At 44.3% G+C, this 13,711-nt stretch carries 12 protein-coding genes; 4 read left to right on the plus strand and 8 right to left on the minus strand.

From position 1 onward, the window contains the following. Positions 1-133 precede the first annotated feature (133 nt). Entirely contained in the window at positions 134-781 is a 648-nt protein-coding gene (ompW, locus tag AB6D07_RS16110; RefSeq protein ID WP_012601085.1) for an outer membrane protein OmpW, read from the minus strand. A gap of 400 nt (positions 782-1,181) precedes the next feature. Here ompW and glgC point away from each other — a divergent pair, with 400 nt between their 5' ends. The 4 genes from glgC (at position 1,182) to AB6D07_RS16130 (ending at position 4,526) form a co-directional block, all read left to right on the plus strand. Continuing rightward, a complete protein-coding gene (gene glgC / locus AB6D07_RS16115) occupies positions 1,182-2,402 on the plus strand; it encodes a glucose-1-phosphate adenylyltransferase (RefSeq protein ID WP_012601086.1) in 1,221 nt (406 codons plus the stop codon). A 442-nt stretch (positions 2,403-2,844) separates the two neighbouring features. Beyond that, positions 2,845-3,201, plus strand: coding sequence for a ribosome hibernation-promoting factor, HPF/YfiA family (gene hpf / locus AB6D07_RS16120; RefSeq protein ID WP_009846260.1), 357 nt, complete (start codon positions 2,845-2,847; stop codon positions 3,199-3,201). Between the two features lie 278 nt (positions 3,202-3,479). After that, entirely contained in the window at positions 3,480-3,635 is a 156-nt protein-coding gene (locus tag AB6D07_RS16125; RefSeq protein WP_004732998.1) for a DUF3012 domain-containing protein, read from the plus strand. Between the two features lie 96 nt (positions 3,636-3,731). Beyond that, positions 3,732-4,526, plus strand: coding sequence for an HAD-IIB family hydrolase (locus tag AB6D07_RS16130; protein WP_017103530.1), 795 nt, complete (start codon positions 3,732-3,734; stop codon positions 4,524-4,526). A 156-nt stretch (positions 4,527-4,682) separates the two neighbouring features. Here the strand turns inward: AB6D07_RS16130 and phnE (AB6D07_RS16135) are convergent, their stop codons facing one another. The 7 genes from phnE (AB6D07_RS16135) to AB6D07_RS16165 form a co-directional block, all read right to left on the minus strand. Beyond that, the gene (gene phnE / locus AB6D07_RS16135) at positions 4,683-5,486 is read right to left on the minus strand and encodes a phosphonate ABC transporter, permease protein PhnE (protein WP_017103529.1); all 804 of its coding nucleotides are present in this window, start codon (positions 5,484-5,486) and stop codon (positions 4,683-4,685) included. Beyond that, positions 5,486-6,310: a phosphonate ABC transporter, permease protein PhnE gene (gene phnE, locus AB6D07_RS16140; protein ID WP_017103528.1), complete on the minus strand. Its 825-nt coding sequence runs from the start codon at positions 6,308-6,310 to the stop codon at positions 5,486-5,488. Before phnE (AB6D07_RS16140) ends, phnE (AB6D07_RS16135) begins: the two co-directional genes overlap by 1 nt. Further along, positions 6,298-7,068, minus strand: a complete 771-nt coding sequence (gene phnC, locus AB6D07_RS16145; protein ID WP_004732991.1) for a phosphonate ABC transporter ATP-binding protein — start codon at positions 7,066-7,068, stop codon at positions 6,298-6,300. The genes phnE (AB6D07_RS16140) and phnC overlap by 13 nt, the downstream gene beginning before the upstream one ends. A 127-nt stretch (positions 7,069-7,195) precedes the next feature. Further along, complete coding sequence (gene phnD / locus AB6D07_RS16150) at positions 7,196-8,236, minus strand: phosphate/phosphite/phosphonate ABC transporter substrate-binding protein (protein ID WP_004732989.1); 1,041 nt, start codon at positions 8,234-8,236, stop codon at positions 7,196-7,198. A 300-nt stretch (positions 8,237-8,536) separates the two neighbouring features. Next, positions 8,537-9,757 (minus strand): glycerophosphodiester phosphodiesterase family protein, encoded by a 1,221-nt coding sequence (locus AB6D07_RS16155; protein WP_029223008.1) that lies wholly within the window; start codon positions 9,755-9,757, stop codon positions 8,537-8,539. 275 nt (positions 9,758-10,032) lie between these two features. Continuing rightward, positions 10,033-11,385: a sigma-54 dependent transcriptional regulator gene (locus AB6D07_RS16160; protein WP_017103526.1), complete on the minus strand. Its 1,353-nt coding sequence runs from the start codon at positions 11,383-11,385 to the stop codon at positions 10,033-10,035. Continuing rightward, entirely contained in the window at positions 11,382-13,355 is a 1,974-nt protein-coding gene (locus tag AB6D07_RS16165) for an ATP-binding protein (RefSeq protein ID WP_029223007.1), read from the minus strand. Before AB6D07_RS16165 ends, AB6D07_RS16160 begins: the two co-directional genes overlap by 4 nt. Between the last annotated feature and the right edge of the window lie 356 nt (positions 13,356-13,711).

A 13,711-nucleotide genomic window follows, 5' to 3' on the forward strand; every position in this document is an offset into this window, starting at 1 on the left:
ATTACATGCGATCGAATATTGTGCAATTAAATACTATGCAATTGTGAAGCAAGTGTTAAATTGATCACTTATCAATAAAAAAGCGCCCAAGCTGGCTGGAGCTTGAGCGCTTTTAACAAACTAAAGATGTTGATTAGAAGTTGTAACCACCACCGATCATGAATACCCATGGATCAATATCAACGTCTGTTGAGTACTGTTTCCCACCAGCCTTGTACTTGGCTGTAGTATCGATGTCTGCGTACCAGACGGATGCGTTTAAAAACCAGTCGTCGTTGATCATGTAATCCATGCCAACATTCGCAGCCAGTCCCCACGAATCATCAAGAGACAAGTCACTTAAACCAGCATCTTTAGCTGCACCATTAAGCTCTTCGTCAAAGAATACGGTGTAGTTAATACCAGCACCTACGTAAGGACGGAACTTGCTGTTTGCTTCGCCGAAGTAGTACTGAACCATCAACGTTGGTGGTAAATGTTTTGTCTCGGCGATATCACCTAAACCACCATGGTTTGTAGAAATTGTATGGGAGAACGGCGTCGCTGCAAGAATCTCGAGACTGATGTTGTCTGTAAACATGTAGCCAAATGTCAATCCAAGTTGGGTGTTTGAATCCACACCAAATTTTGAACCCGATGTCTCCAAAACATCTCCACTGCTATCGTTAGGAGACACTATTGCGGCACCAGCACGGATGATGAAATCACCTTCTTTATGAGCAAAAGCACTAGTTGACATAAGAGCCGCAACAACCGCAATACCACATACTGTTTTTTTCATTATAATTTCCTTTTGAGGGCTTAATCGTTATTGGTGAATGAGTAATCATTTCTTATTTTGCGTGCAAGGTAGCATATAATAACCCTACTTTATTGATGGAAATCAATTTGTGAAAACTTGTGAGAACTTATGTAAACTTGCATCGACTCGATCACTTTATTGCTTCATTTTATTGACAATTTTGTAATGCAGCTTTCCCGTGCGTCATTTTGTTAATTTAACCCATTCACCTTGCCCGGATCTGTTTGGATCAAAATAGAGCAAGCCAACACCTCGTACGCATCAACTTGGTGCAATCTCGCAGAATTCATTCTCATCTCGTTTAATATTCAATGGGTTACATTTGGCTTAGCGCTTGCAAGTCTATGTTCATAATCATAAATACATTGAGGTTCTGACCATGCAAGACACTCTTACAATCGTTCTGGCCGGCGGTGTTGGCTCTCGGCTTTCTCCCCTTACCGATAACCGTGCAAAACCTGCGGTACCTTTTGGCGGTAAATATCGAATCATCGATTTCACGCTCGCGAACTGCTTACACTCTGGGCTGCGCCAAATTTTGGTGCTGACTCAGTACAAGTCTCACTCTTTACAAAAACATTTAAGAGATGGTTGGTCGGTGCTTAACCCCGAGCTCGGCGAATACATCACCAATGTCCCCCCACAAATGCGTACAGGTGATAGTTGGTATAGCGGTACTGCCGATGCAATTTATCAAAACTTGTATCTGCTTTCTCGTAGCGAAGCTAAGCATGTAGTGGTGTTATCAGGCGACCATATCTATCGCATGGATTACGCGCCAATGCTCAAGCAACATAAAAAGAACGAGGCCGATCTAACCGTAGCGTGCATGGAGGTTTCGATTGATGAAGCCAAAGAATTTGGTGTGATGGAGATAGATGAATCTCTAGAGATCAATAACTTTACCGAAAAGCCACATTACCCTGCATGTGTCCCCGGTAGGCCGACTCGAAGCATGGCTTCAATGGGTATTTACGTCTTTGATAAAGAGGTGTTAACACAAGCGCTACTGGCGGATGCCGAAGATCCGAATTCAAGCCATGATTTCGGTAAAGACATTATTCCTAAATTGGTCGGCAACAACAGTGTTTACGCGTATAAGTTTGGCGACGAAGAAGGCCGAGTGACCCAAGATGCGTACTGGAGAGATGTGGGTACCATCGACTCTTACTACCAGTCTAATATGGATCTGTTAAAGCCAGCCTCACCTATCGATTTATACCAACCAGATTGGGCGATTCGCACCTACGAGCCGCAACTGCCACCTGCACGCACCATTGCTTCTGTAGAAGGAAACCAAGGAATATTCATCAACTCAATGATCGCGAATGGGGTGGTGATCGAAGGCGGCTCTGCGCAAAACTCTATATTCTTCCCGAAAGTGAAAGTCAGTAATGCTGCGGTTGTGATTGATAGTATTCTGTTTGAAGATGTTGAGATTGGGAAAAATTGCCATATTCAAAACTGCATCATAGATAAGAACGTCAAAGTGCCAGATGGCACCCAAATCGGTATTGATAACCTTGCCGACGCTAAACGCTTTCACATATCGAAACAAGGTGTCATTGTGGTGCCTTCTTCTTACCAATTTGAAGAATAGCTATAGCTAAAACCAGATGGCGCTATAAAGGCAACCAAGAGTTGCCTTATTCAATAGTCGCATTCACGGAGCTTTGCTTTTTTATATAAACCACACTTTTTATATCAACTGCAGTGATTTAAAAAGAAAGCATTATCGGCATCAAACTAGCAATGATTTATAAAACTTAAACTAGAATAAGTATTTGAGCTGACGTTTGGTTAAGGCGATAAAACCTAGGCTGGCAAGGTAGATTAGAGGAATGCTTCGCGAGTGAGGTCTTTTTGAACATGTATTGAAAACACGAAACATAATATGCGATCAGTTCTTCGGACTTTCAAGGGAGTAAAGGGAGATTATTTGATAACACTGAAGTGAATCACACATGTGCTATTTCGCAGTTGGTTAAACTAACCGATGTTTGCTACGTTTAAATGACACAGTCATTGGAAAGGTATGATTTATGAAAATAAATGTTCAAACACATCATGTATCAATTAACGACGAGTCACGCAAAGACATCGAAGGTAAATTCGAGAAGATATCTAACCATTTCCCATCACTGATCAGCTGCGACATCATCATCACAAAAGAACATGGTCAACACCAGGTTGAAGTGTTCACCAACTACGAAGGTGTACGTGTAAACGCAAAAGCTACAGATGACGTTATGTATCCAGCTATCGCTTCAGCACTCAAGAAACTTGAAGCAGGCTTAAGTAACCGTAAGGGACAATTGAAATCAGACTTACACGAGAAACCAACGAGCACGAAGCCAGAAATTGCTTCAGACATCATCCAAGAGATGAAACTGGTATAACTCGACTAATAGTTAAAGCGCACTGACGAATAGAAGCGCACAAGAATTTCAAAGCCAGCACATGTTGCTGGCTTTTTCGATCCCCCCTCAATCTCTTTATCAATCTATTACTTTGATTTTGACTATCGCGATGGCCTAACCCCTTCACTTCTCATCTTAGAACCAAGTCCAACTCTATATCGTTTTTAGCAAACTTATGTCACTGGCTGCTATAACAATCTCTAGTCGTATTTGATACAGTTATAAGCAAGGATTTAAACAAGAAAGGAATGTTTATTATGAAAAAAATTGCATTAATTCTATTTCTCGCGACTCAACTTATGGCCTGTACAGAAGTGGGCAGTGAAGCTTGGTGTACTGATATGAAAGAGAAACCGAAAGGCGACTGGACTGCCAATGAAGCCGGTGACTTTGCTAAGCATTGTGTTTTCTAAACACAGCTCAGCATTAATTAGCAACACTGAGTGTAGACGTTTAACGACGAACTGCTCACTCTAAGCAACACAATCAATGGAATAGTGAGTTTTTAGATGGAACACCAACTAGGCAATAACTGGAAGCACATCGAATGGGTATTAACCGACGTCGATGACACGCTCACTTGGCAAGGCTCACTCCCTCCTGAAACCTTGATTGCGTTACAAAAGCTAAGAGACAATGGAATCAAAGTGGTCGCGGTGACTGGCGCTTGTGCGGGTTGGTGTGATCATATTGCACAACTATGGCCTGTCGATGCTGTGCTTGGAGAGAACGGCGCCTTCTTATTAGAGAAACAAGATGGTGCATTACAGCTTTCATCGGAAACACCACTAGAGCAAGTGCGCCAGAGCCAAACCAAGCTAAAACAACAAGTTGAAGCGATCTTGGCGAGTTACCCAGATCTATCCCTAACTCTGGACCAATCTTACCGCTTGTGTGAGGTCGCGATTGATATCGGCCAAAACCGTGAACCTGTTGACCCTGAAACTGTTCAAGCGGTACTCGAAAGAATACACGCTTTAGGCGCACACGCGACGGCAAGTTCGATTCATATCAATGCTTGGTATGGCGAGCACTCAAAGAAAAACGCAGTACATCGTTTTCTGGCTAATAAAGGCCTATCGCTTGAACAAATCCACAAGCAAGCGTGTTATGTCGGCGATTCAATGAATGATCAACAGATGTTCGAATCACTACAGCTCACCGTTGGCGTGGCTAACATTCAGCATTATTGGGATAAATTAGATCATCATCCAAGCAAGGTGATGTCACAACCGGGTGGCTATGGGTTTGCAGAATTTGTGGATGCACTTCTGAGGCTTAAAATTGAGACAGCGAAAAGCTAACCATCCCTGTCTAAACAAGCTTTCTGCCCATTCAAACAACATAAAAAAACGACCGCTAGGTAGACCGAAGTACCTAGGGTCGTGTGAGCTTCAAAATGCTAGATAAGCTCTTAACTTTGACACATCACACAAAACACGCTGCATTGCACCATATGTTTATATGAGTTTATTACGGATATGGATCACCACCGCTTCTGCAACGATAACCACTGCGAAGATACTCACCAACACCATTGATACTTTTTGCCACTCAAAAAGGTTTTGCGCATCGTTGAGCACCACGCCAATACCACCAGCGCCCACTAACCCCAATACCGCAGATTCACGCACATTGATGTCCCAACGGAACAACACGATAGAGTAGAATGCGGGCATCACTTGTGGCCAATACCCTTTAAGCAAGATGCTCATCCAAGAAGCGCCAGTTGCGCGCAGAGCTTCAATAGGCCCCATGTTCACTTCAGCAATTGCTTCCGCTAACAGCTTCCCTACAAAGCCGATACTACGAATGGCAATTGCCATAATGCCTGCGAGAACACCGGGGCCAAACAGTGCGATGAACAGCAATGCCCAAACCAATGAATTCACAGAACGTGAAGACACGAGAAAGAATTGAGCAATCCAATTCAAAGCTTTATTCGGAGTGATATTTGGCGCGTTCATCAGCGCCAAAGGGATAGCAAATACCAAGGTAAACAAGGTACCTAACGTCGCGATGTGCAGTGTCTCAATCATCGCTGCGTGAATCGACTCAGGATAGAACGCGTAGTCCATTGGTACCATTCGTTCGAACATGTCAGCAAACTGGGCTGGCGCGTCGTATAGAAACTCAGGAATCACTTCAACGGTTTGCCAAGACCAAACAATCGCACACACAAGGCTAAGGTAAACAGCAAATCGAGCCACACGTTCGTTGGGTGTAAAACGCTGCCACTCTCTATCGATAGATGCAGTTGTCATTAGAAGATTCTCCTAACAATATTGGAAAGAAATTCACCGACAAGAATCAATGCGATGATGGTGATCAAAATAGCGGCAACGAAGTCGTAATCAAAACGTTGGAATGCTGAGAAAAGCGTACCGCCAAGGCCACCTGCACCCACGATACCAACCATGGTTGAATTACGTAGATTTGAATCAAGCTGGTAACTAGCAAAGCCAATGAAACGAGTAAATACTTGAGGCATCACCGCGTACAGGATGACACTAACAAAGCTCGCCCCCGTCGCTTTAATCGCTTCAACCGGTTTAAAAGAGATCTCTTCAATCGCTTCAGCAAAAAGCTTGGCAATAAAACCAATCGATGCGAATACCAAAGTCAGGATCCCCGCAAGGGCACCAAAGCCGACCGCTTTCACGAATAGAATTGCGATGATCACAGGGTGGAAAGAACGACACAGTGCGATGAAGCCACGAATAGGTGTCGATACAATCGAAGGCATCATGTTTCTTGCGGCAAGTAAGCCAAGAAACAATGAGATGATGATGCCGAAGAAACTCGAAATGATCGCTATCTGTAAGCTCTCCGCTAAGCCACTTAGCAGTAGATTAGTACGTGAGAAATCTGGCGGGAACATTCTTGATAGTAACCGCTCACTTTCACCAAAACCGATGACCAAACGATCAAAGGTCAGCCCTAACGTTGCAAAGCTGTAAAACAGGTAGCCAATGATTGCAGCGATAATTGCACGGTTAGTCCATGAGGTTTTGAACGGATTTTCATGCTTCGCTGGCGATGCGCTTGATGGAATACTTGGCGACGAGCTTGGGTTTAATCCAGCCATGACTCACCCCCGTAAATGATTTTTAGATCTTCTTCTGAGATCCCTTCAGGGCTACCGTCATAATGAACTTTACCGTTACACATGCCGATGATGCGCTTGGCATAACGCTTGGCTAAGTTCACATCGTGGATGTTAACCAACACGGGAATGTTTTTCTGTTCTGCGAATGTCTCCATCAACTCCATGATCTCAACCGCTGTTTTCGGGTCGAGTGATGACGTCGGTTCATCCGCCAATAAGATATATGGGTCTTGCATAACGGCGCGAGCGATACCGACACGCTGTCTTTGGCCGCCTGACAAACTGTCGGCACGTTGGTTAGCAAAGTCTTGCAGGCCAACAAATTCAAGTAACTCGAACGCTTTTGCTAGGTCTTGCGCAGAGTAGTTACGACGCCACGCATTCCAAGCGGTCATGTAACCCAAACGGCCGCTTAACACGTTCTCGATAACCGTTAAACGTTCGACAAGGTTATATTCTTGAAACACCATACCGATATGTCGACGTTGTTTACGTAGCGCTTGGCCTTTTAGTTGAGTCAGGTCTGCGCCATCAAATATGATCTCACCTTGGCTTGGATCGTTGAGTCGGTTGATACAGCGCAGAAGCGTACTTTTACCGGTACCAGATGGACCAATGATCGCGATGATGCCTGGCTCATCGATATCAATATTAATGCCTTTAAGGATTGGCTTGCCTGCCACGTATTCGTGGAAAAGGTTGTTTATCTTTATTCCTTCATAGCTTGCTACGGCCATACTGCATTTCCTTGTGCGAATTTTAGAATGATCTATGCCCTACCCGCGAGGGCATAGATATTTAGTTGAAGTAGGTGTTTTTAAAGAACTAAGTCTTTCTAAGACTTAGTCTTCTAATAAAAAAGAACTAGCCGTTGTTTGCTTGTTTTGCTAGCTCAGCGGCTTTTTTCTTTGCTCGTTTAGCCGCATCTTTTTCAGCCAATTTCTTCAAGCCAGTTTTGGTGTAAGCCGTACCTGTCGCATGAGCGATATCACGAATTACATCCCACTCTTCTTTGTAGCTGATTGGCGAGAAACGGTCGGCACCTTTAAACGATGCGCTCATTTCTGGTGTAAAGCGGTAGCTAAAGAAAGCTTCGTTGATCTTCTCAACCAGTTCTGGTTTTAGGTTGTAAGCATAGCCAAACGCAGACGTTGGGAAGCGTGGGCTACGGTAGATGATCTTCAGTTCAGAATCGTCAACACGACCTGCTGCTACCATACGATCGTACACGTCCGATGCCACAGGTGCTGCGTCATAATCTCCATTGAAGACGCCTAGAATCGATTGGTCATGCTTACCTGAGTAAAGCACTTTGTAATCTTCATCTGGCACTAAACCTTTCGCTGGGAATAACGCACGTGGAGCTAGGTTGCCAGAGTTGGAAGATGCAGAAGTGTGTGCAACCTTTTTGCCTTTCAGATCAGACATCTTGTTAATGCCGCTGTCTTTACGCACAATCGTGATTAGGTTGTAACCTTGGAAGCCAGACTCATCGCCTTTCACCGCAATTGGAACGTAACCTGCTAAGTTAACTGCGTAGCCTGTTGGGCCCGTAGAGAAACCTGCAACGTGCAGTCGACCAGAACGCATCGCTTCTACTTGCGCAGAGTTCGAGTGAACTGTGTAGTAAATCACTCGCTTACCTGTGATTTTACTTAAGTGAGCTTGGAAATCCGCAAACGCATCTTTGTACAACGCAGGGTCTTCTACAGGCGTGTAAGTAAACACAAGCGTACTTGGATCGTTCCACTCATCTGGGTTCTTTGGTGAATCGGCCACCAAATCTTGGTTTTCATCACAGTATCGATCGTCTAACACACCACGGCTAGAGCAGTCGCTTGCCATTGCCATTGAAGGAAGTAGTAATGAGCTAGCGATTAACAGTCCTTTAACACTGATTTTCATATTCAAACCTTACTTTTACTTATTGTTGAAAGTCACTTTCACTATTGCAGCCTTTATGCCACCTTTTTATACCTTTAATTTCAGTAACTTAAATAAAACCCCACACTTTCAAATTACTTTTGAGTCATAAGTGTCCAACTCAAAACCAATCATTTGGGTCATTCCTGTCCCACCAATTTCAGTGGTAAAAAAAGAGCCCGAAGGCTCTTTGGTTCACTGCTTTTTCTCTTATTATTCTTTGGCTAAGCGCTCTCTATACAAACGCTATAATTAGCGACGTAACAGAGCTCTCAGAATCGCCTATGCGTCGCTGTCCATACAGTTAGCGTAATAAGTTACCGTTGCAGGCCAATCGCTGAATACGCCCATAACACCGACATCTTGCGCCAGTACATCAAGCATTTTCATCATGTCGCCATCATTGTTGATACCATCTTTCACGCTTTGGTAATACCAACCGCCACCTTGCGCTAGTGGCCCAGAACGCTCAAGTGTCCATGCAATAATCTCAAGATCAGCATCTTTTGCCAGTTTCGCGTAGTTAGATGCAACCAGTTCGTTGTTCTCACCTAGCTCAACCAAAGCAAACAGAGGTGGCGCGATAATATTCACACCCGCATCGTGAAGCTCTTTCATGTTTTCAACAGACGCAACAAAGTCCGCTTGCTCGTAAACACGGTCATCAAGGTAAACGGCTTGCTTGCCGAACTTAGGCGTCTCATTAACCCAATACTTCACATCATCCAAGTTGAATGACTGCAAGTAAGTCTCCGAAGGCTTGAAACCCGCCTCTTTCAGTTCATCCACTAACTTCTGTGCGTACATCTCTTGACTAAAACCATTGAAAGGCATGTCTACCGCCGCCGATTTCAGCTCAGGAGTCACCTTCACGCCGTGCTCTTTAAACAATGCCGCACTTTCGGCGTGTGTCATCAGTGTTCCACTTTGGCTGTAAAGGTCGGTTCTCCAACCAGGTGTGCCATTCATGTACTCTTGGACCGTGGTTGCTTTTGGGTTCGCACCATCCATTTTCCCTTTCAGGGTCTTAAACTCCGCTAGCGTGAAATCAGAAGTACGACACTCAACCTGCGCATCTTCGCCTGTCGCTGGGTTGGCTGGCGTGAACGGTGTTGAACACTTCTTAGCGAGATCGGGATGCGCCAAAACATCGGTTGTGGTGTGTAGATCACTTTGCGAGTGACGACATACCAACGCTTTATCTTTAGTAAAAGTGACATCGCACTCCACGACACCCGCGCCCATTTGAATCGCGGCTAAGTAGGATTCCTTGGTGTGCTCAGGAAACTGCATCGCAGCTCCGCGATGTCCAATAGAAAAATCACTACGATGAAAAGGTCCTTCACTGCAACTCAACAGTTTGGTTTTCAAAGGGCTCTCATCCATATTGTTCACTAAAAAGAGGGGACGAGGACCTAAGTCGGCTGATTCTACTGCGGCCCATGCCGTCATCGAGCTCACACCGAGTATCAGAGCAATCGAACCTTTCAGTATTTGCTTCATGTTTGTATCTCCTTGCAACAAGCAATTATTTTTCTAACTTCCTTTATTCGATCATTCGGTGTTGGATAGCTGTCATATATAGATAGCTGTCATATAGATTTTGACTCAGCACCGAATAACCTCATGTGAACGTATGCCACAATGTAGTGATTGCACGCATTATGCCAAATGTTAAAACCCTTTTATTACAATTACTTGAAACGGTTAACCATTCGACTAAAAGTTAAATGGGTCATTGTTGTCTTGTGCTTTTATTAAGCGAATGAATGAACCAGTTAGGCCTTGAAGCTCTCTTTATCCAATTGGTGTTTCTTCATTTTTCGATAAAGCGTTTTACGTGGCAGGTTCAGCTTGCTTGAGACCTCATTGATGTTGCCCGCGCTCTCTATCAACGCTTCGGTCAGTACATTTCGTTCGTACTGCTCCATCTGTTTTTCAAAGGCGAAATCTTCTCCGGACGACTCGCAAATCGGCGATTGAAGATCGAAACCATCACCAACAATACCAAGTACAAATCGGTCGGCGACATTGCGTAATTCGCGCACGTTACCCGGCCATTCGTGTCGACATAGCTGCTGAATTTGCTCAGGATAAATCGTTGACGGACGCGTCTTGTATTTATGACTCGCTTGAATCACAAAATGGCGGAATAACACCTGAATGTCTTCTTTGCGTTGACGCAATGCGGGAAGGTTTAAGCTAGCAATATTAAGACGATAGAAGAGATCGGCTCTGAACTCCCCCGTTTCACTCAGGCTCGCGAGATCAGCTTTGCTGGCGGCTACCACCACAATATCGACCGGGATTAACTCGTTACCACCAACGCGCTCAATCATTCTTTCTTGAATGACGCGCAACAGTTTAATTTGCACCGCAATTGGCATGCTTTCGATTTCATCAAGGAACAGAGTTCCGCCATTGGCTTGTTCTATTTTTCCAATGCGCTTCTTGTTGGCATTGGTAAACGAACCCGCTTCATGGCCAAACAACTCACTCTCAATAATGCTTTCTGTCATGCCGCCACAGTTAATCGCAACAAAGGGCTTCGCCTTACGATGGCTAAATTGATGCAACGCGCGAGCAATCACCTCTTTGCCCGTTCCTGTTTCGCCGTTGATGATGGTATCAACACCAGTATGAGACAGGGCAAGCACTTGCTTACGTATCGTATCCATCGCTTTTGATTGGCCAATAACCACCGTTTCAATCGGTAACTCCGTTTCCTCATCGCCGCCTATAATTGCTGGGCAGTTGTGCTGAGATTGTGCCAACGCTAAGTCGAGCTTCTCTACCAGCTCACTGGCATTAAGTGGCTTTTCTAAAAAGTCGAAAGCCCCTAGCTTCATTGCCTCTATCGCCATGGGAATATCTCCATGGCCACTCATCAACAATACAGGGACGTTAGCGGCTCTATGTTGAATTGAACTCAGTAACGTAAGCCCATCCACCTGTGGCATTCGTACATCACACAATACAACCGACTGGCTGTTTGCTTTGAGCGATTTAAGGCCAAGGTTAGGGTCGGTAAAAGTGGTAACGCTAAACCCTTCTAGCTCCAACATCTCGCTCACGGCTTCAACAACATCGATTTCATCATCGATAAGAACTATGTGTTTTTCTGCAGTCATGAGGCTATGCCCTTTGGTAGAGTGACGATAAAAGTAGTGCCTTGGTGTTCAACTGATTCCACGTGAATCGAGCCGCCAAAGTCTTTTATGATGTTGTATGCGATAGACAAACCGAGCCCAAGCCCCTTACCTGTTGTCTTGCGGGTATAAAATGGGTCAAACAGATGCGGAATATCCTCTTCAGGTATCCCTAACCCGTTGTCCATCACCAAAATCTGAATGGTATTCGAATGCTCTTGAGTAGAGATGCTGAGCTCTGGTTGCTCTCTGTGTTCGATGGCATCCAGAGCATTACTGATCAAATTCACCAGTACCTGTTCTAAGCGAATGTTGTTAGCTCGAACCATCTGGTCGCTTTGGGGGGAATACTGAATCGAGACCGTGCTCTGTCTGGTTTCAAACAGATCAATCGCATCACCAATCACCTTATTCAATTCAACGTTATCAATCTTGCCATCACTCTTACGTGAGAAGGCCTTTAGGTGACGAGTAATCGCAGCCACTTTATCTAACAAGACCTCGATTTTTTTCAGATTCTCTTCTGCCCTGTCAGGCCTTTGCTTGCCTAACCATAATTGAGCACTTCTAACGTGACTGTTTACTGCGGTCAGAGGTTGATTGATCTCGTGCGTGATCCCAACACTGAGTTGCCCCAATGCAGCCAGTTTTCCTGCTTGGATTAGCTCGTCTTGAGTCACTCGTAGTTTGGCTTCGGCTAAGGTGCGTTCTTCAACCTCTGCCTCTAATTTTCGATTGGTTTGCTTAACGACTTTGGCCGTGGTCTGGAATACCTTTAGGTACTTGGCCATTTGTGTCACTTCGTCTTTGCCACGAATGGACACTTCGGTATCTAGATGACCGGTAGAAATCGCGAACATGTTGTCTTTGAGCTGTAAAAGCCTTTCTAAAATGCTCTTACGTACGTAGAACCACGAAATGGCAGCGGCAGCCAACACGCTAAACAGAGAAAGAAAAAGAGAGAGTTGTTGGTTCGATTGTAAAGACAACTGCGCCTGCTGAATCGACAGGTCAATATTGCTATTCACCTTGCTGGTGTTGCTTTCGATCTGCACGGTTAACTGATTCAAATGTTCACGGCTGTTTTGCAGGAAATATTGCTCTTGATAGAGATGATCGAGCGCTTTGTTTTTGAGTCCATACAAGCTGCTATCACTTGAGGCAAGGTTATAGATCACCGTGAGTTGATGATCTAATTCAGGAAAATCACTTCTTAAATCACCACTGACCCAGAGCTTCCACCACTCTTCACCTACCTGTTCCAAACGGTAACTGGTGTAATCCAACTCATTAAAGCTTGAGTCGTTATACAGCTTCTCTACCAAGCCTAATTGGTAATAAAGCAGAGACTTCAACTGGGTATATTGGATTTGATCTTTGGCTGACTCAGGCAAACTGTCGAGTGAATCACTGGCTTGCTGCAATAGAGGATAAAAGCCTTCAAGCAAGTTACGAAGTTCTTGATTGAGTTGTTCTGACTCAATCTCACTTTGATATAACAGGCTCAGACTATTATTAACTTGGGCGATAAGGTCTTTAAAATAGGCGTGATAATCAGGGAATTGAACCATAACGCTATTCATCACTGAAATGGCCTCTTCAATTTTAAGCATCGCCTGCTTACGCTCTAAATTAGATTCAGCATCACTGAGTTGAGATGAGGTCGTGATAATCACACGCACCATATCATTGAGGCGTGCAGCGTTATCTAAGGCGGGGATTTCACTCTCTTTTAATTCAACGAGGCGTTGGTTTAGATCGTCAAAAGTAAAGCTAGAAACAACCGAAAGGAAGATGGTGGTCATCGATAACATGGCCAATGCCAATACCAAGCGCAGTTCGATCCCCTTCCAACCAAACCACTTACGGCGCGGAATTTTGATCGAAAACGGGCGTTCAAAACTGTCTTTGTTTTCTATCACCTCGGAGACATGACTACTCACTAGCCCCACCTTCTTCTCATCATAAAATCAACAGGATCCGTCAATGATTCAATCAGTTAGGTGATTTACCTATTTAATCTTAGATCGAATAGCTTTAGTGAAGCTATTAAACGAAGAGTAATCATTAACATTTCACATAAGATATCATAACAATTATTTTATAAAGCTTGCATGGTCTGTTTTGCGATAATAGAAAGTGACCGCACCGACAGAAACGTGATTACTTTATCAATCCCTGTCGGAGGACATTTTAGTTCGAGCACTTCCAATAAAGTCTGATCATTTATCATAGAGATTGATCGTATTGGGCTGGCTTTGTTGCGTAATTCAATGGAACTAAATCAAGAACCTACGATCTGATCAGC

The sequence above is a fragment of the Vibrio sp. 10N.239.312.C11 genome, assembly GCF_041466065.1.
Lineage (GTDB): Bacteria > Pseudomonadota > Gammaproteobacteria > Enterobacterales > Vibrionaceae > Vibrio > Vibrio tasmaniensis_A.

Excerpts from the sequence above, each read along its gene's own strand:
- ompW (WP_012601085.1), bottom strand. The coding sequence starts at position 781 with ATGAAAAAAACAGTATGTGGTATTGCGGTTGTTGCGGCTCTTATGTCA.
- glgC (WP_012601086.1), top strand. The coding sequence starts at position 1,182 with ATGCAAGACACTCTTACAATCGTTCTGGCCGGCGGTGTTGGCTCTCGG.
- hpf (WP_009846260.1), top strand. The coding sequence starts at position 2,845 with ATGAAAATAAATGTTCAAACACATCATGTATCAATTAACGACGAGTCA.
- AB6D07_RS16125 (WP_004732998.1), top strand. The coding sequence starts at position 3,480 with ATGAAAAAAATTGCATTAATTCTATTTCTCGCGACTCAACTTATGGCC.
- AB6D07_RS16130 (WP_017103530.1), top strand. The coding sequence starts at position 3,732 with ATGGAACACCAACTAGGCAATAACTGGAAGCACATCGAATGGGTATTA.
- phnE (WP_017103529.1), bottom strand. The coding sequence starts at position 5,486 with ATGACAACTGCATCTATCGATAGAGAGTGGCAGCGTTTTACACCCAAC.
- phnE (WP_017103528.1), bottom strand. The coding sequence starts at position 6,310 with ATGGCTGGATTAAACCCAAGCTCGTCGCCAAGTATTCCATCAAGCGCA.
- phnC (WP_004732991.1), bottom strand. The coding sequence starts at position 7,068 with ATGGCCGTAGCAAGCTATGAAGGAATAAAGATAAACAACCTTTTCCAC.
- phnD (WP_004732989.1), bottom strand. The coding sequence starts at position 8,236 with ATGAAAATCAGTGTTAAAGGACTGTTAATCGCTAGCTCATTACTACTT.
- AB6D07_RS16155 (WP_029223008.1), bottom strand. The coding sequence starts at position 9,757 with ATGAAGCAAATACTGAAAGGTTCGATTGCTCTGATACTCGGTGTGAGC.
- AB6D07_RS16160 (WP_017103526.1), bottom strand. The coding sequence starts at position 11,385 with ATGACTGCAGAAAAACACATAGTTCTTATCGATGATGAAATCGATGTT.